The 18,059-nt window shown below is 55.8% G+C and carries 8 protein-coding genes; 7 read left to right on the plus strand and 1 reads right to left on the minus strand.

Annotation, left to right across the window (positions count from 1 at the left end; all coding sequences use genetic code 11):
• Positions 1–93: 93 nt before the first annotated feature.
• Positions 94–1,503, minus strand: coding sequence for a glutamate--ammonia ligase (gene glnA / locus JHD74_RS20945; protein ID WP_024527823.1), 1,410 nt, complete (start codon positions 1,501–1,503; stop codon positions 94–96).
• A 380-nt stretch (positions 1,504–1,883) separates the two neighbouring features.
• Between glnA and typA the strand changes: the two genes are divergently transcribed.
• The 7 genes from typA to JHD74_RS20980 form a co-directional block, all read left to right on the plus strand.
• On the plus strand, positions 1,884–3,707 hold the full coding sequence (typA, locus tag JHD74_RS20950; protein WP_024527824.1) for a ribosome-dependent GTPase TypA: 1,824 nt from the start codon (positions 1,884–1,886) through the stop codon (positions 3,705–3,707).
• Positions 3,708–3,872: 165 nt separating this feature from the next.
• Complete coding sequence (gene yihX / locus JHD74_RS20955; RefSeq protein WP_199063437.1) at positions 3,873–4,463, plus strand: glucose-1-phosphatase; 591 nt, start codon at positions 3,873–3,875, stop codon at positions 4,461–4,463.
• Between the two features lie 50 nt (positions 4,464–4,513).
• Complete coding sequence (locus tag JHD74_RS20960; RefSeq protein WP_024527826.1) at positions 4,514–5,407, plus strand: virulence factor BrkB family protein; 894 nt, start codon at positions 4,514–4,516, stop codon at positions 5,405–5,407.
• A complete protein-coding gene (gene dtd, locus JHD74_RS20965) occupies positions 5,404–5,841 on the plus strand; it encodes a D-aminoacyl-tRNA deacylase (RefSeq protein WP_024527827.1) in 438 nt (145 codons plus the stop codon). Before JHD74_RS20960 ends, dtd begins: the two co-directional genes overlap by 4 nt.
• Positions 5,842–5,862: 21 nt before the next feature.
• Entirely contained in the window at positions 5,863–6,810 is a 948-nt protein-coding gene (fabY, locus tag JHD74_RS20970; RefSeq protein WP_024527828.1) for a fatty acid biosynthesis protein FabY, read from the plus strand.
• Between the two features lie 359 nt (positions 6,811–7,169).
• Positions 7,170–8,840, plus strand: coding sequence for a ShlB/FhaC/HecB family hemolysin secretion/activation protein (locus JHD74_RS20975; RefSeq protein WP_199063438.1), 1,671 nt, complete (start codon positions 7,170–7,172; stop codon positions 8,838–8,840).
• A 22-nt stretch (positions 8,841–8,862) separates the two neighbouring features.
• Positions 8,863–18,059, plus strand: a 9,197-nt coding sequence (locus JHD74_RS20980) for a hemagglutinin repeat-containing protein (protein ID WP_199063439.1), incomplete at its 3' end; no start/stop codon positions are given.

Consider the following 18,059-nt stretch of genomic DNA (forward strand, 5'->3'; position numbering starts at 1 on the left):
TAAAAGTTTCCACGGCAACAAAAAAACGGCTTAGATAAATAGCGAGCGATGCGCCATCCGTAGACAGCGCGGGTATGGCTTAAACGCTATGACTTAAACGCTGTAGTACAGTTCGAATTCAACTGGGTGTGGCGTCATGCGCACGCGATCCATCTCTTCTTTACGCAGTTCGATGTAGGCATCGATCGCGTCGTCGGTGAATACGCCACCGCGGGTCAGGAATTCACGGTCTTCGTTCAGTGCGGCCATTGCTTCATCCAGTGAGCCAGCCACTTTTGGAATTTCAGCTTCTTCTTCCGGCGGCAGGTCATACAGGTTTTTATCCATGGCATCGCCAGGGTGGATCTTGTTGATCACGCCGTCCAGGCCAGCCATCAGCAGCGCGGCGAAGCACAGGTATGGGTTAGCCGCTGGATCCGGGAAGCGAGCTTCGATACGGCGCGCTTTCGGGCTGGCAACCACTGGGATACGGATAGACGCGGAGCGGTTACGGGCAGAGTAAGCCAGCATAACCGGCGCTTCGTAACCTGGGACCAGACGCTTGTAGGAGTTGGTGGTCGGGTTGGCCAGGGCGTTGATTGCTTTAGCGTGCTTGATGATGCCGCCAATGTAGAACAGCGCCATTTCAGACAGGCCGCCGTACTTGTCGCCAGCGAACAGGTTGGTGCCGTTCTTGGACAGTGACATGTGGCAGTGCATACCTGAGCCGTTATCGCCGAACATCGGTTTTGGCATGAAGGTCGCGGTTTTGCCAAATGCGTGAGCCACGTTGTGAACCACGTATTTGTAGATTTGGATTTCGTCGGCTTTCTTGGTCATGGTGTTGAAGCGGGTGGCCACTTCGTTCTGACCGGCGGTTGCCACTTCGTGGTGGTGAGCTTCAACCACCAGGCCCATTTCTTCCATGGTCAGACACATGGTAGAACGGATGTCCTGTGAAGAGTCGACCGGTGGCACTGGGAAGTAACCGCCTTTTACTGCTGGACGGTGGCCTTTGTTGCCGCCTTCGTATTTGGTGCTGGTGTTCCAGGCGCCTTCGATGTCATCAATGCTGACATGGGAACCACGGATGCTGCTGCCAAAGCGCACGTCGTCAAACAGGAAGAACTCCGGTTCTGGCCCAAACAGCACGGTATCGGCGATGCCGGAAGAGCGCAGGAAGTCTTCAGCACGCTTGGAGATCGAACGTGGGTCACGATCGTAGCCTTGCATGGTGCCTGGCTCGAGGATGTCACAACGAATGATCAGGGTAGATTCTTCGAAGAACGGATCCAGAACCGCCGTGCTGGCGTCTGGCATCAGTACCATGTCAGATTCGTTGATGCCCTTCCAACCACCGATTGAGGAGCCGTCAAACATTTTACCTTCTTCGAAGAAGTCGGCATTTACCTGATGAGCAGGGATGGTGACGTGTTGTTCTTTACCCTTGGTGTCAGTGAAACGCAGGTCTACGAATTTCACTTCATGCTCATTCAGCATCGTCAAAACGTGTTCAGCGGACATACTTAACTCTCCCGGATTTATCGTTGTCATCGTCGTGGAACGAATCTGTGTACTGGCCTGTTTTGCCCTGTCTAGGCTCTTATTAAAACAAAGCGAAAACTGTGCCAACTTTTAAAAAGCGAAAAAATCGCCGGTTTGCGCGGGTTTTGCCCATCGCCAGTATGCACCATTAGCGATGCAATGCACTATGTTGGTGCAAATAACCGGGTGCAGGGCACTGAAATGGTGCAAAACATCACCCGTTGCTGCTTTTTGCACCGTGAAAGGGATCACAAACTAGCCTGTACACAGTTGTTTATAAGAGAGTGTTGTGATCTTGTTTAGTACCTCGCTTAATACGTGTACAATAGCGCGCTATTTCTAATGCCTGAGGCAAAGCTGTGATCGAAAATTTGCGTAACATCGCCATTATTGCCCACGTTGACCATGGTAAGACCACCCTGGTTGACAAGTTGCTGCAACAATCCGGTACTTTCGGAGAGCGTTCAGAAGCGACAGAACGCGTAATGGACTCCAACGATTTGGAGAAAGAGCGTGGGATTACCATCCTCGCAAAAAACACCGCCATTAATTGGAAAGACTACCGCATCAACATCGTAGACACCCCAGGACACGCCGATTTCGGCGGCGAGGTAGAGCGCGTGATGTCAATGGTCGACTCGGTGCTGCTGGTTGTGGATGCAATGGATGGCCCAATGCCGCAAACCCGTTTCGTGACCAAGAAAGCGTTTGCTAATGGTCTGAAACCGATCGTGGTAATCAACAAGGTTGACCGCCCTGGCGCGCGTCCTGACTGGGTTGTGGATCAGGTCTTCGACCTGTTCGTTAACCTGGACGCTACCGACGAACAGCTCGACTTCCCAATCATCTATGCATCCGCATTGATGGGTATCGCGGGTCTTGACCATAACGATATGGCCGAAGACATGACTCCGCTGTACCAGGCGATTGTCGATCACGTCTCTGCACCGCAGGTTGAGCTGGAAGCACCTTTCCAGATGCAGATCTCGCAGCTGGACTACAACAACTACGTGGGTGTTATCGGCATCGGCCGTATCAAGCGTGGTAAAGTCAAGCCTAACCAGCAGGTCACCCTGATCGACAGCGAAGGCAAAACCCGTAACGGTAAAATCGGTAAAGTGCTGACCCATATGGGTCTGGAACGTATCGAAGCCACCGTTGCCGAAGCGGGCGACATCGTTGCCATCACCGGCCTGGGCGAGCTGAACATCTCTGACACCATTTGTGATGTGAACGCGGTTGAAGCGTTGCCAGCACTGTCGGTTGATGAACCTACCGTAAGCATGTTCTTTAACGTCAATACCTCACCGTTCTGTGGTAAAGAAGGCAAGTTCGTGACTTCACGCCAAATCCTTGAGCGTCTGAACAAGGAACTGGTACACAACGTGGCGTTGCGCGTTGAAGAAACCGAAGATGCTGATGCATTCCGTGTTTCAGGCCGTGGTGAACTTCACCTGTCGGTTCTGATCGAAAACATGCGTCGTGAAGGTTTTGAACTGGCGGTTTCCCGTCCGAAAGTTATCTTCCGTGAAATCGATGGCCGCAAGCAAGAGCCGTTCGAGAACGTGACGCTGGACATCGAAGAACAGCACCAGGGTTCTGTGATGCAGGCGATGGGTGAGCGTAAAGCTGACCTGAAAAACATGGATCCAGATGGCAAGGGCCGTGTGCGTCTTGACTACGTGATCCCAAGCCGTGGCCTGATCGGTTTCCGTAACGAATTCATGACCATGACTTCTGGTACCGGTCTGCTGTACTCCACCTTCAGCCACTACGACGATGTGCGTCCGGGCGAAGTGGGCCAGCGTCAGAACGGCGTGCTGATCTCTAACGGCCAGGGCAAAGCGGTAGCGTTCGCTCTGTACGGTCTGCAAGATCGCGGTAAGCTGTTCCTGGGCCACGGTGCTGAAGTGTATGAAGGCCAGATCATCGGTATTCATTCACGTTCTAACGACCTGACCGTGAACTGCCTGACCGGTAAGAAACTGACCAACATGCGCGCATCGGGTACCGATGAAGCGACTACCCTGGTTCCGGCCATCAAAATGTCTCTGGAGCAAGCTCTGGAATTCATCGATGATGATGAACTGGTAGAAGTCACGCCAATCTCGATCCGTATCCGTAAGCGTCACCTGACGGAAAACGATCGTAAGCGTGCCAACCGCGGTCCTAAAGAAGCTTAATTCGCCGATTTAATCCGCAATACTTAGGGCGTGTCACAGCGCCCTGAGTTTTTTCCTCTGTCTTTCCCCCATTCTGCGGCGCGCCATGCGCTTTTCACACTGCTCCCTGTTCAGCCTTAACTTTTCCCGTTACAGTGAAATCTCACTGGCCCATGGGAGAGGACTATGCTGTATATCTTTGATTTAGGTAATGTGATTGTCGATATCGATTTCAAACGTGTACTGGGCGTGTGGAGCAACCTGAGCGGCACACCGCTGGCGACGTTGTCCGAACGTTTTAGCATGGGTGAGGTATTCCAACAGCACGAGCGCGGCGAGATTAGCGACGAAGATTTTGCAGCCAAACTCTGTGAAGAAATGGGGATAGCGCTCAGCTTCGAGCAGTTTGCCACCGGCTGGCAGGCGGTGTTTGTTGCCTTGCGCCCTGAAGTGATCGAGATTATGCACCGTCTGCGCAACGAAGGGCATCGCGTGGTGGTGTTATCGAATACCAACCGCCTGCACTGTAATTATTGGCCTCAGCACTACCCTCAGGTCGCTGAAGCAGCCGATCACATGTATCTGTCGCAGGATCTTGGCATGCGCAAACCCGATGCCAACATCTATCAGCACGTACTGAAGGCGGAAAATACCCCGGCGGATCAAGCGGTATTCTTTGACGATGTGGCGGCGAACGTAGAAGCGGCGGCAGCGCAGGGGATCAAGGCGGTGCACGTCATCGATCGCCAGGTTGTGCCGGCTTATTTTGCTCAATAATCACCGTACGTTAAGCTTAAGGCGTCCAGACTGACATTTAGGATGAAGATATGTCGTTTTTCCGCCGCAAAAAGCTGCCATCGTCGATCAAACCCGGAATAACCTTCGGGCGGTTGCTGTTTAAACGTATTGATGAGGATGGCCTGACCATGTTGGCGGGCCATCTGGCCTATGTCTCGCTACTTTCCCTGGTGCCGCTGATCACCGTGGTGTTTGCGCTGTTTGCCGTTTTCCCGATGTTTGCGGATATCAGCGTGCAGCTAAAAAGCTTTATTTTCTCCAACTTTATGCCTGCGGCCGGTAATGTGCTGCAACGTTACCTGGAGCAGTTTGTTGCCAACTCCAGCAAGATGACCGCCGTGGGGATCTGCGGCCTGATCGTCACCGCGCTGCTGCTGATCTATTCGGTGGATAGCGTGTTGAACACCATCTGGCGCAGTAAGAACCAACGGCCTATCGTGGTTTCCTTTGCCGTTTACTGGATGGTGCTGACCCTTGGCCCGCTGTTGGTGGGGGCCAGTATGGCGATCAGCTCATATCTGTTGTCGCTAAACTGGTTAGCGCAAACCGGCGTTAACAGCCTGGTGGATGAGGTGCTGCGCATCTTCCCGCTGATCCTGTCCTGGGTCTCTTTCTGGTTGTTATACAGCGTGGTGCCTACGGTACGCGTGCCTGCGAAAGATGCGTTGATCGGGGCGCTGGTGGCAGGGGTGCTGTTCGAGCTGGGTAAGAAAGGCTTTGCGATGTATGTCACCATGTTCCCTTCCTACCAGTTGATCTACGGCGTGCTGGCGGTGATCCCGATTTTATTTTTATGGGTCTACTGGAGCTGGTGTATCGTGTTATTGGGTGCCGAAATCACCGTTACGCTGGGCGAGTACCGCCTTTACCGGCAGCAGAAAGCAGAACAACAGCAAAAACAGGAGCAGGAAGGATCGTTATGATTGCGTTAATTCAACGGGTATTAAACGCCAGCGTTACGGTAGAAGGTCAGACGGTAGGCAAGATTGGCCCCGGTTTGTTAGTGTTATTGGGCGTCGAGCAGGACGATAACGAGCAAAAAGCCCAACGCCTGTGTGAGCGGGTGCTGGGGTATCGCATCTTCGGCGACGAGGATGACAAGATGAATCTTAACGTTCAGCAGGCTGGTGGCAGCCTGTTGGTGGTGTCGCAGTTCACACTGGTAGCAGATACCCAGAAAGGCATGCGGCCGAGTTTTTCGCGCGGTGCGGTGCCGCAGGAGGCCGATCGGCTATACCGCTATTTTGTTGGGCAGTGCCAGGAACGGGGTATTGAAACCCAGACCGGTGAGTTTGCCGCCGATATGCAGGTGGCGCTGGTGAACGATGGCCCGGTGACGTTCTGGCTGCAGGTTTAAAGATCACAAGAGAAGGCGTCTATGTATCACCTACGAGTACCCGTTACAGAACAAGAACTGAAGGAGTATTACCAGTTTCGCTGGGAGATGCTGCGCAAGCCATTACACCAGCCGGTGGGTTCGGAAAAGGATGCCTACGACGCCATGGCGCACCATCAAATGGTGGTGGATGAGAACGGCCGGATTGTGGCCATAGGCCGTCTGTATATCAATGCCGATAACGAAGCCGCTATCCGCTTCATGGCGGTCGATCCCACGGTGCAGGACAAAGGCCTTGGCACGCTGGTGGCGATGACCCTGGAGTCAGTAGCGCGCCAGGAAGGGGTAAAACGGGTGGTGTGTAGCGCCCGTGAGGATGCAGTGGACTTCTTTGCCAAGCTGGGCTTTATCAACCAGGGCGAAATCACTGCGCCGCAAACTACGCCGATCCGCCATTACCTGATGATCAAACCCGTGGCCACGCTGGATGACATTCTGCATCGCCCCGACTGGTGCGGGCAACTGCAACAAGCCTGGTATGAACATATCCCGCTCAGTGAAAAAATGGGTGTGCGCATCAGCCAATATACTGGCCAACGTTTTGTCACCACCATGCCAGAAGTGGGCAACCAGAATCCACACCATACGCTGTTTGCCGGTAGCCTGTTCTCCTTGGCAACGCTGACCGCTTGGGGGCTGATCTGGCTGCTGCTGCGTGAGCGCCACCTTGGGGGCACGATTATTCTGGCAGACGCCCACATTCGCTACAGCAAACCGATCACCGGCAGGCCGAGAGCCGTTGCCGATCTGAGCTCATTGAGTGGCGATCTGGCCCGTTTGGCGCGTGGCCGCCGGGCGCGCGTGCAGGCAGAGGTACATTTATTCGGTGACGATGATGAAGGTGCAGTATTTGAGGGCACCTATATGGTGCTGCCAGCCGAACCGGAAGAGCCGTTGGACAAGGGCGGTTCAGAGCCGATAGCGAGCTGAGCATCAAGCCGTGTAGCTTGGCTCTGTGACCAAATCTATCCAGGTGGGCGCTGAATGCTGCGCCCACTTAACGGGTTGGGCTTAATTGATGACTTAATCTGTCGTATAAATTGGGCACGGCTGCCGATTATTTTTTTAATCAGAAAAGTCCGCCTCCATTCAGCATAATTGACTGTTTAGTTTACATACAGCAAATAAAGTGCAGGCATTAAAACAGTTTCAGAATATTTACCCCGCCTCACTCTGAGATTTATGCCAGTTCCGATGCCTCTAAGTCCCGTACAGTCACGATCTCTTGCTTGTCTGATGCCGAATTATGTCGTTAGAATGCCGCAAAATCATTAAGGCGGTTTATCTGAATGGACTCAGTAGCTCAGCGGTTGGCAGTATCATTGTTGTTTCTTTCTCTCAGTTCGGCGGTTGGCGCCAATATGCTCAGCCCTGCGGATCGAGATACTATCCAACAGCAACAACGTGAATTGTTGCAGCAAAACCAACAACAACGTCAGGAATTGCAACGCAGCCTGACGCCGGTGCTGCCACAAACGCCAGCAGCCACAGCCCCTGGCGGGCCGTGCTTCGCCATCACGACCATTCGCCTTGAAGGTGCCAGCCATCTGCCCGCCCGTGCGCGGCAAGCCTTGACGCAACCCTATCTGCAACGCTGCCTGAATCTGGCCCAGATCAACACCCTGGTGCAGCAGGTTTCCGATTGGTATATCGAACGGGGCTATATCACCAGCCGCGCTTTCCTGACCGAGCAAGACCTGTCCCATGGGGAATTGAAGCTGTTGGTACTGGAAGGGCAGTTGGAAAAGATCTTGCTGGACCAACGGGATGACCGAATGCTGAAGATGGCGTTCCCCGGCCTGGTGGGCAACATCCTTAACCTGCGCGATATCGAACAGGGTATGGAGCAGATTAACCGCCTGCGCCAGCAACCGGTGCAGATTGAAATCCTGCCCGGTAGCCAACCGGGCTATTCGGTGGTCAACCTGACCGCCAAGCCAGAGTTCCCGGTGATGCTGGGGCTGGGTTTTGACAACAGCGGGCAAAAAAGTACCGGCACCGGGCAGATCAACGGCTCATTGACCGGCAATAACCTGCTGGGGCTGGCGGATCAGTGGTTTGTGACCGGCGCGCGCAGCAGCGATTTCGCCAACGATCACGATGCCCGCAGCGTCCAGGCCGGTGTCAGCCTGCCCTATGGCTACTGGCTGATGGATTACAACTATTCCTACAGCGACTATCTCTCGACGATCGACAATCAGGGCTTTGACTGGCGATCCACCGGCGACAGCCAGACCCATCGCTTCAACGTTTCGCGCGTATTGTTCCGTAACAGTGACATGAAAACCGGCCTGGCGCTGGGCCTGACCCACCGTATCAACCGCAACTATCTGAATGACACCCGGCTAGACAGCAGCAGCCGTAAACTGACCAGCGTATCTCTGGGCGTGAGCCATAGCCAAAAACTGTGGGGCGGTTTTGCCACGCTCAACCCCTCCTACAGCCGTGGCGTTCCCTGGTTAGGCGCGGAAGATGACAGCGGTAAAGCCAGCGAGGCTCCCAAGGCGGAGTTTAATAAATACACGCTCTCCGGCAGCTATTACTTGCCGTTGGCGCAGAACTGGAACTACCTCACCAGCCTGTACGGCCAGTGGACGCCCGATCGCCTTTACGGCAGCGAGCGCCTGACCCTCGGCGGCGAAAGCTCGGTGCGTGGCTTCAAGGAACAGTATCTCTCCGGCGACAAAGGTGGCTACTGGCGTAACGAGGTCAACTGGTCGCCGTTCAGCCTGCCGTATCTGGGGGATATTTCCGTATTGGCTGCCGTAGATGGCGGTTATCTGCGCCACGACTCCGTGGACGCCTACGCTTCCGGCACGTTGTGGGGCGGCGCGGTGGGGCTGGGCAGCCGTAACCGTTATTTCAGCAGCCAATTTACCGTGGGCTGGCCGCTGGCGCATCCGAGCTGGTTAGAGCCGGATCGGATGTCGATTTACTACCGTATTAACATCGTTCTTTAATTTACAGGGAAAGGTTTCAAGGATGACGCAAAAAGACGATCGGCCCATTCATGCCAGCCAGCGTTGGCTGAGCTACACCCTGTGCAGCTTGCTAGCCTGGCAGCCGTTGCTGCCCGCCTTGGCGAACGGTGTTAACGTCGCCGAAGGGAATACCCGGCTCGATCAGGCTGGCAATGGCGTGCCGGTGGTCAATATCGCTACGCCTAATCAGGCCGGCATTTCCCATAATAAATACAATGAATTCAACGTGGGCAAAGAGGGGCTGATCCTCAATAACGCCACCGGGCAGCTCAATCAGACTCAGCTTGGCGGCCTGATCCAGAATAACCCCAATTTGAAGGCCGGGCAGGAAGCCCAAGGCATCATTAACGAGGTTGTCGCCCCGAACCGCTCCCAACTGCAAGGCTATCTGGAAGTGGCGGGCAAGCAGGCCAACGTGATGGTTGCCAACCCTTACGGTATCACCTGCGATGGCTGTGGCTTCATCAACACCCCGAACGCGACGCTGACCACCGGTAAACCGGTGTTAGGGCCGGACGGCAAACTGCAGGCGTTGGAAGTCACGCAAGGGGCGATCAGCATTCAGGGCAAAGGGCTGGATGCCAGCCAGAGCGGGAAATTTGCGCTTATTGCCCGTGCCACCGAGATTAACGCTCAGCTGTATGCTCAGGATGCCACCATCACGCTAGGGGCTAACCGCGTGGATGCGCAAGGTAATGCAACCCCGATCGCGGGCCAGGGCGAAGCGCCTAAAGTGGCGGTCGATACCGGTGCGTTGGGGGGCATGTATGCCAACCGAATCCATCTGGTTTCCAGCGACAAGGGCGTAGGCGTCAACCTCGGTAACCTCAATGCCCGTGCCGGGGATATCACCCTGGATGCCAACGGCAAATTGACGCTCAATAATTCGCTGGCCCAAGGCGGTGCATTAACGGCGACAGGGCAAAGTATCAGCATGTTGGGCGACCACAAGGCCACCCAGTCCATTACGTTAAACAGCCAGGGGGATCTCTCCCAGCAGGGCGGCACGCTGGTCAGTGACCAGAATATCGTTCTCAGCAGCGGCGGTACGTTGCAGATGAGCAGCGGCAAACTGACCGCTGGCAACGATGTCAACCTGCGGGCTCGTGACGCGCGGGTGGACAGTTCCAGCCAGATTGATGCAGCCCGCCATGTCGACATGACGTTGTTCAATAGCGGCATGACGCAGGGGCAAGTGACTGCCGGGCAAAACCTCACTCTCAGCGGTGCCAGCTTGGTTAACAGCGGCACGCTGGCGGCCAATGGGGCGATACAAAGCACCCTCTCCCATCTGGGGAATAGTGGAACCGTTCAGAGCCAGGGTAACCTGTCGCTGAACGGTCAGTCTCTCACCAACAGCGGCAAGATACTGAGTGGGGGAGCGCTGGCTGTCACCAGCCAGACGTTGGATCAAGACGGCACCTTGAGTGCCAAAGGCAAAGCCGATCTTAACGTCAGCGGGATGTTGCGAAACGGCAGTTACGGCGAGTTGCTGAGCGACGACAGCCTGACGCTGTGGGCTGGAACACTGCAACAGAACGGCCTGCTCTCTGGCGCGACGGGGTTAACCCTCAACAGCGATACGCTGACCACGACGGCAGATGCTCTCACCACCAGCCAAGGTAATATCACGGTTAACGCGGGTAACGCCACGTTGGGCGGGGAATGGAATGCGGGAGGTGATCTAGCTTTGCGGGGCTCGACGTTGAACACGTTGTCGGGTGCTCAGGTACAAAGTGAGGGTAATCTCACCCTCCAGGCACAACAAGCCACGCTGGCGGGCACCCAAACGGCGAAAGGGGCATTAACGGTAGAGGCGGATTCACTGCTGCACAGTGGTAAAAGCCATGCCGCAACCCTGGCCCTGAAGGCGGACACCCTGACAAACCAGGGCACGCTGGTCGCTCCTGTCTTGAAGATCAACAGCCAGACGCTGACCAACAGCGGCTTGCTACAAGGCAGCCAGACCCTGGATCTTATCGCCCGCCTGATGGACAACCAGAAGGGGGGCACCGTGTATACGGCCAATGCCCTGTCGCTGGCCATCCCGACGCTGAAAAACGCCGGACTAATCACCACCGATCGGGATTTGGTGCTCAGTGGCGATCAACTGCTCAACAGCGGTGAAATCAATGCCGTGAACCTGACGGCCAAAACTCTGCGGGTTGATAACCAGCAGAGCGGTTTGCTGCTGGCGAAAGATAAGCTGTCACTGAACGGTATGGCGTTGTCCAATGCCGGGCAACTGGCTGCCGATCAACTGACCCTGAACACCAACAGCATCGCCAATAGCGGCACGTTGCAGGGTGACAGCGCCCTTGCTATCAAGGCTGCGGAAGCCACCAACCGTGGGCGTATCCTCACCGGCGGTTCGCTAAACCTGATTGCAGACACCTTGACCAACGCCGGGACGATGCAGGCGGCTATGATGGTCTTGTCACTGGTCAAAGAGTTCAGCAACCAGCAAAACGGCACCGTCAACGTGAGTGGTTCGCTGGCGCTGGCCACCCCTCAGTTCAGTAATGACGGCCTGCTGGCCGCAACGACGCTGACCTTGGATACCACGGCCCTGTTCAATACGGGGACTCTGCAAGGCAGCCGTCAGCTGAATATCGGCACCTCCACGTTAGATAACCAGCTCGGTGGTGTTTTACTTAGTGGCGGAGCACTGACATTACGGGCGGACTCGCTGACCAACAGCGGATTGCTTCAGGGCCAGACACTGGATCTGTCCACCCAAGAGTGGCTTAACAACGGCAATGCGCTGAGTGAACAAACGGCGAGTCTGGTAGTCGCCAATACGTTGACCAACCAAGGGAAGATCCTCGGCCAGCAAGGGATGACTGTCTCTGCGGGCTCAGTGGATAACGCGGGATGGCTGGCGGCCACCGTGCTCTCCGTCTTGGGCGACGTTATCAACAAGGGGCTGGTGCAGGGTAGCCAATCCCTGCAGCTTTCCGGCACTCATCTCAATAACGCTGCCACAGGCCAGATGTTATCGAGCGGGGCGTTACGCCTTGAAGGCCAACAGTTGGTTAACCAGGGCGCTCTGCAAGGGCAACAACTGGCGGTGAAAGCCCAGACCTGGCAGAACAGTGGCAGTGCCCAGGCGCAAGATCGCCTGACGGCAGACCTGACCGGTGACATGCTCAACAGTGGTCTGTTGCTGAGCCAGGATCGGTTTGACCTCACGGCGGCCCATATTCTGAACCAGGGTACCCTGGCGGCAGACAAGGTGGTATTGACTGCGCCACTGTTGACCAACAGTGGTTTGCTACAGGGCAACAGCCATCTGCAACTGGCTATCCCCCATATCAGTAACCTTGCCAGCGGGAAGCTGGTCAGCGGCGGTGCGCTGGAGCTGGCGCTCGATCAACTGGACAACGCTGGCCTATTGCAGGTGAACGATGATTTGTCTCTCACCGGCCAGCAATTCACCAACCAGGGCAGCATCCTGGCGAACAACCTGAATTTGAATGTGCAGGGTGCCTTGGTAAACCAGCAAGGCGGCCAACTGGTGGCCCGTGAAAATGTTACCTTCCGCAGCCAATCGGTGAACAATGCCGGGATATTGGCGGGCAATACGCTAGCGGTGGATAGTGGCACCGTGACTCACAGCGGCATCATGCAGGGCAATGCCGGGCTGACTCTGAACAGCACCGCGCTGAACGTGCTGGCTGGTGCACAACTGCTGAGCGATGGTGAGCTGGCAATCAACGGTGGCGCAGTCACCAACGCCGGATCCTGGCAGGGGAATAGCCTGACCTTCGGTGTCGACAGCCTGGATAACAGCGGATCGATAAACGCGCGCTCAAACCTGACCGGTACGGTGTTCAATACGCTGCAAAACAGCGGACAGATGGGAAGCCTAGGGACGCTGAACCTGAGCGGCGGCTATTTAACCAACAGCGGCAAGCTGGTGGCCAGCCGGTTGACGCTGGATGCCGCTACGCTGAATAACACGGGATTATGGCAAGGTAGCGAGTGGTTGAATGCCCACGGTGATGTGCTGACGCTGGGGGCGTCAAGCCGTACGTTGGCCGGGGGCGCGTTATCACTGAATGCCGGGCAACTGAGCTCAGAGGGGTTGGTTCAGGGGGGACAAACCCACGTCACTGCCACTAGCTGGTTGAACCGTGGCAGCCTGCTGGGGAGCGATTCTCTGGCCGTCAACGTCACCGATGAACTGGTGAATGAAGGGTCACTGCTTAGCCAGGGTAACAGCGAAATACAGGCGCAGACGCTGACCAATGACGGTGCCGTCCTGAGTGACGGAAGTCTGTCTTTGGCGGGCGCTACGTTGAATAACCAAGGTGCCGTACAGGGGAACATCCTCAACCTGACACAGAACTTGGTGAATAACGCAGGTACGCTGATCGGCCTGCAGTCGCTGACGTTAGGTATTCAGGCATTCTCCGTCCCGTTGTTGACGCTGGTGAACGGCAGCCAGGGCTCACTCCTGACGCAGGGAACGCTTTCTGTTAATGGCAGTACGGTGACCAATGATGGCCGCTGGCAGGGGCAACAGATCCTGCTGAATGCTCAGACGTTGAATAACAGTGGCGCAATCCAGAGTGCGGATGCGTTGCAAATGGCTCTGTCTGGGGCATTGAATTCGACGGCTGGCAGCAAAATTATCGCCAATGGTGCAGCTGCATTACAGGCACAGTCGTTGACCAACGCCGGGCAGTGGCTGGCAAAAAATCTCACCCTACACGCTGACACCCTGAATAATCAGGGCGAAATCAGCGGCGTTGACGGCCTGACGGTCGCGCTGAGCGGGGATTTCACCCAACAGCAAGATAAAACCCTGCTGACGGCGGGTGACCTGAAACTGGATGCGGCCTCGGTCACCAACCTTGGGCGTATCCAGGGCAACGGTGTGTGGGTTAACAGCGGTACGCTAACCAACAGCGGGCGTGTACAAGGTGAAACAGGCTTAACGCTGAATCTTAGCGGTGGGTTGACCAATAACGCTACGGGCACCCTTCTCAGCCAGAACGCACTCGCCATTACCTCGCCGTACTGGGTCAACAGCGGCCTGATACAAAGCGGTGCTGACACCCGGTTCGGGGGGACGATATCAGGGCGTAATGACGGAAGCCTGCTTGCTGGCTCCGATCTGTCACTCCATGGCTCGCAATTTACCAACACCGGTTGGCTACAGGCAGGCTCCCTGTTACTGAATGCGGATGCGTTGGACAACAGCGGTACCTTGCTGGCAGAACTGCAGGGAACGTTGACCGCAGGTAGCCTGAACAATCAGGGCACGATCCAGGGAAGCAACCTGGCGTTGAATACCCAGCAACTGACTAACGGTGGCACGCTGCTTGGCACCTCCGGGCTTGGCATCAATGCCAGTCAGGTGGTGCTTCAAGAGACAGGGAAAATGTTCAGCGGGGGCGATTTACTGCTGAGCAGTGGCGATTTTGACCAACGTGGCCAGGTCGTGGCGTTGGGTAACCTGACGCTACAACTGGTGAACGCCTTTACCAGCCAGAATGTGATTGCCGCAGGCCAGAGCCTGAACGTTAACAGCCAGGGGGCGTTGACCAACCAAGGCACTCTCCAGGGGCAAAGCGTCAACCTCACGACTTACGGCATCTTGACCAACAACGGGCAAATCACCGGCGGAAGTGGGGCCAGCACCCTCAGTGGCAGTGCTATTGCCATGAACGGGGCCGGAACGCTGCAATCAGGGGGCGACGTAACCCTGAACAGCCAGAGCGATATCACCGTGGACGGGTTTACCGGCACGCTGGGCTCGATGACCCTGAATGCGGCTGGCAGCCTGATTAACACCGCCTTGCTGTATGCCGGTAACAACCTGTACCTGCTGGCCAACAGCATCAAAAACCTGCGCGGTGACATCCTGGCGGGCAATAGCCTGTGGATGCAGCGTGATATGGCGGGTAATGCCAACGCAGAGGTGGTGAACAGTTCCGGCACCATCGAGACGCAATATGGTGATATCACCATTAACACCGCCCATTTGCTGAATCAGCGCGATGGGCTGAGTGTGACTCAAACCAACCAGGATCTGACCAGCGAGTACCCTTGGTTGAACGGGGCCCTGGTGAAGGTTCCGTTGGATTTCTTCGAGAAAGGTGAGCTGGGTTACTACACGATAGATGTGACCACTCAGTTAGCAGGGGATGCCGGGCGAGAGGTCACTCGTACGTATACTTACGCAGCGCCTTTTGAGAAAACCAAAGATCTGGCGTTATCCGTTTCCAGCATTGAGGTTAGCAGCAACGGTGGTGCGGGTCGCATAGCCTCTGGCAGAGATCTCTATCTTACCGCGCAAGCGTTTGATAACCAGGCCAGCAATATTCTTGCTAACAGCAATGCTTACCTGATGGGTAATACGCTGAATAATCAGTCTTGGCTGGCGGGAACTGAAACTCGCTATCAAACCTATCGCACTGACGAACTTCCTGAGTCCAGGCGCGGGTACGTGGTGTCCAAGTTACAGCCGATGAATGACTACGCGTTTGGCAAGATCACCGATCGTTATGTGACCTATACCTCCGACGGAGAGGTGCGCACTGAGCGCTCAGAAGGTGAGATCTACCGTGCCGTTATTCAGGCGGGTGGTAATGTCGTGGCCAACTTTGCCAACGATCTGAGTAATACCACCACCTCACCCAACGCAGGTGGTGTAAGTCACACCATCAATGCCCCAACGCTCAATACCCTGAGCCAACAAACTATCGGCGGTGCCGTAGAGAAACAGGCGCTGTCTGCCGGTGATAAGGCGGCGGTCAATTCGCCTGAATGGCAAGACAGCCTGCAAAATGCCTTGCAACAGATTAACGGGGGCGGCGGCCTGGATAACGTCACGCCTGAGCTCACAGGGTTAGGAAAATACAGCGAAGGGGACCAGGGCAGCGCCAATCTGGGTGATGGAGCCAAGTTACAAAACACCACCACCGATGGCAAGGACCTGATCGGCACGGAGGGTAAGGCCTTAAACCCGTATCAAGGCAAAACGGTCGATACCAGTGCGTATCCTCTGCCTACGGGCGAGAACGGCTATTTTGTCGCATCTACCGATCCAGACAACCCGTATCTGATCACCACCAACCCGAAACTTAACGGGCTGGGGCAACTCGATCCGAGCTTGTTTGGCGATCTCTACGCATTGCTGGGGATCAACCCAGGCCAGAGCCCGCGTGAAACCAACGAACAGTTCACGGTAGAAGACAAATTTATTGGCTCTTCCTATTTCCTGGACCGCCTGAACCTCCACCCGGATAACGACTACCGTTTCCTGGGGGATGCGGCCTTTGATACCCGTTACGTCAGCAATGCAATGCTCAATCAGACGGGGAGCCGCTATCTGAACGGGATAGGTTCAGACTTGGAGCAGATGCAAACCCTGATGGATAACGCCGCTAAGGCGCAACAATCGCTAGGGCTGAAGTTTGGGGTTTCGTTGACGGCGCAGCAGATCGCCTCGTTGGGTCACAGTATCTTGTGGTGGGAAGCGACCAGCATCAATGGCCAGACGGTGATGGTGCCGAAGCTTTACCTGTCACCAAAAGATGTGACGATCAATAACGGCAGCGTGACTTCAGGGAAAAATGTCTCGCTCACCGCCGGTAATATCACCAACAGTGGCAGCACGCTGACCGCACAGAACGCGCTGACGCTCGATAGCCAGAACAGCATCAGCAACCTCAATGCAGGCCTGCTCAATGCGGGCGGCAACCTGCAACTGAGCGCGATTGGCGATATCAACAATATCGGCTCAATCATCAGCGGCAAAACGGTGCAGTTGGAAAGCCTTGATGGCAGCATCATCAACCAGACGCTGACGAATCAGTGGAATACCCAGGGTTCTCTGGGCGGCTGGATGCCACAAAGTCTGTCGCTGTCACGCACGGAAATCGGCGATATCGGCACCATCCAGGCCTTGGATAGCTTGAGCCTGAGCGCTGGCAACAACATCGATATCCAGGGAGCCAAATTGACTTCCGGTGGTGCGATGGACCTGCTGGCGGGGGGCGATATCAACGTCCTGGCCAACACCACCTACAGTGCCGATAAATATCAGGGCTGGCGGAACGTAAGAGAGAGCGAAACTCACAGCAGCCAGGGTAGCGAAATTAGCGCTGGTGGGCCGCTGATGGTTGATGCAGGCCGTGATGTCAATGTGAAGGCCAGCCAGGTTGGCAGCCAGAGTGATACTACCCTAATAGCTGGGCGCGATATCAACCTGCAAACGCAGGAAGCGAGCACCCGGCAGAAAGATAACGGCACCGAACAGCGCAGTAACGATGCCACGCGCACCACCCTCACCAGCGGCGGCGATTTAACGCTGAATGCAGGCCGGGATGTGAACTCGCAGGCCGCAGCAATGGTGGCGGACAACAACGTCAACCTGAACGCCGGGCGCGACGTAAACCTCAACACCCAGCAAACCAGCGAATACCGCGAGAGCAAGGAAGGTAAACGCCAGCAGGTGGATGAGTCTATCCGTCAGCAAGGTACTGAAATTGCCAGCGGGGGCAACACCACGATTCGCGCCGATCGAGATGCCACCTTGAATGCGGCACAGGTGCAGGCCAGCGGTGATATAGCGGTAAGCGCCGGACGCGATCTGACGCTCAACAGCGCCACCGAAAGCGACTACTCCTTCTTCGAAGAAACCAAGACCAAGAAAGGATTCCTGTCGAAGACCACCACCCACACGGTGCGGGAAGATTACGCCACGCAGGAAAAAGGCACGCTGCTGAGCGGCGACAATGTGTCGCTGTCTGCGGGTAACGATCTGACGGTGAAGGGATCTTCGGTTGTGGGTGACGGTAAAGTTAACCTGCAAGCGGGTAACAACGTCGAGATCGTGGCGGCGACGGAAGAACAGTCCAGCTACCGGTTGGATGAGAAGAAAAAGAGCGGACTGATGGGCACCGGTGGTATCGGGGTGACGATTGGTAGCTCCAGCTCTCGCCATCAGGTGAACGAAGACGGTACGACGCAGAGCCAGAGTGTGAGCACCATCGGCTCGACCGGTGGCGATGTGAATATCGTTGCGGGCGGCAAGGCACACATTGGCGGTGCGGATCTGATTGCCGGTAAAAATCTCAACGTTACTGGCGACAGCGTCGTTATCGAACCGGGGCATGACCTGCGTACGGTAGAAGAGCGGTTTGAGCAGAAGCAGAGTGGCCTGACGGTGGCGTTGTCCGGTGC

Origin of the sequence: Serratia sp. ASV30, assembly GCF_016428815.1 — a bacterium.
Taxonomy (GTDB): Bacteria; Pseudomonadota; Gammaproteobacteria; order Enterobacterales; family Enterobacteriaceae; genus Chania; species Chania fonticola_C.

Coding starts and splice junctions, on each gene's coding strand:
- yihX (WP_199063437.1), top strand. CDS start 3,873: ATGCTGTATATCTTTGATTTAGGTAATGTGATTGTCGATATCGATTTC.
- fabY (WP_024527828.1), top strand. CDS start 5,863: ATGTATCACCTACGAGTACCCGTTACAGAACAAGAACTGAAGGAGTAT.
- dtd (WP_024527827.1), top strand. CDS start 5,404: ATGATTGCGTTAATTCAACGGGTATTAAACGCCAGCGTTACGGTAGAA.
- JHD74_RS20975 (WP_199063438.1), top strand. CDS start 7,170: ATGGACTCAGTAGCTCAGCGGTTGGCAGTATCATTGTTGTTTCTTTCT.
- glnA (WP_024527823.1), bottom strand. CDS start 1,503: ATGTCCGCTGAACACGTTTTGACGATGCTGAATGAGCATGAAGTGAAA.
- JHD74_RS20960 (WP_024527826.1), top strand. CDS start 4,514: ATGTCGTTTTTCCGCCGCAAAAAGCTGCCATCGTCGATCAAACCCGGA.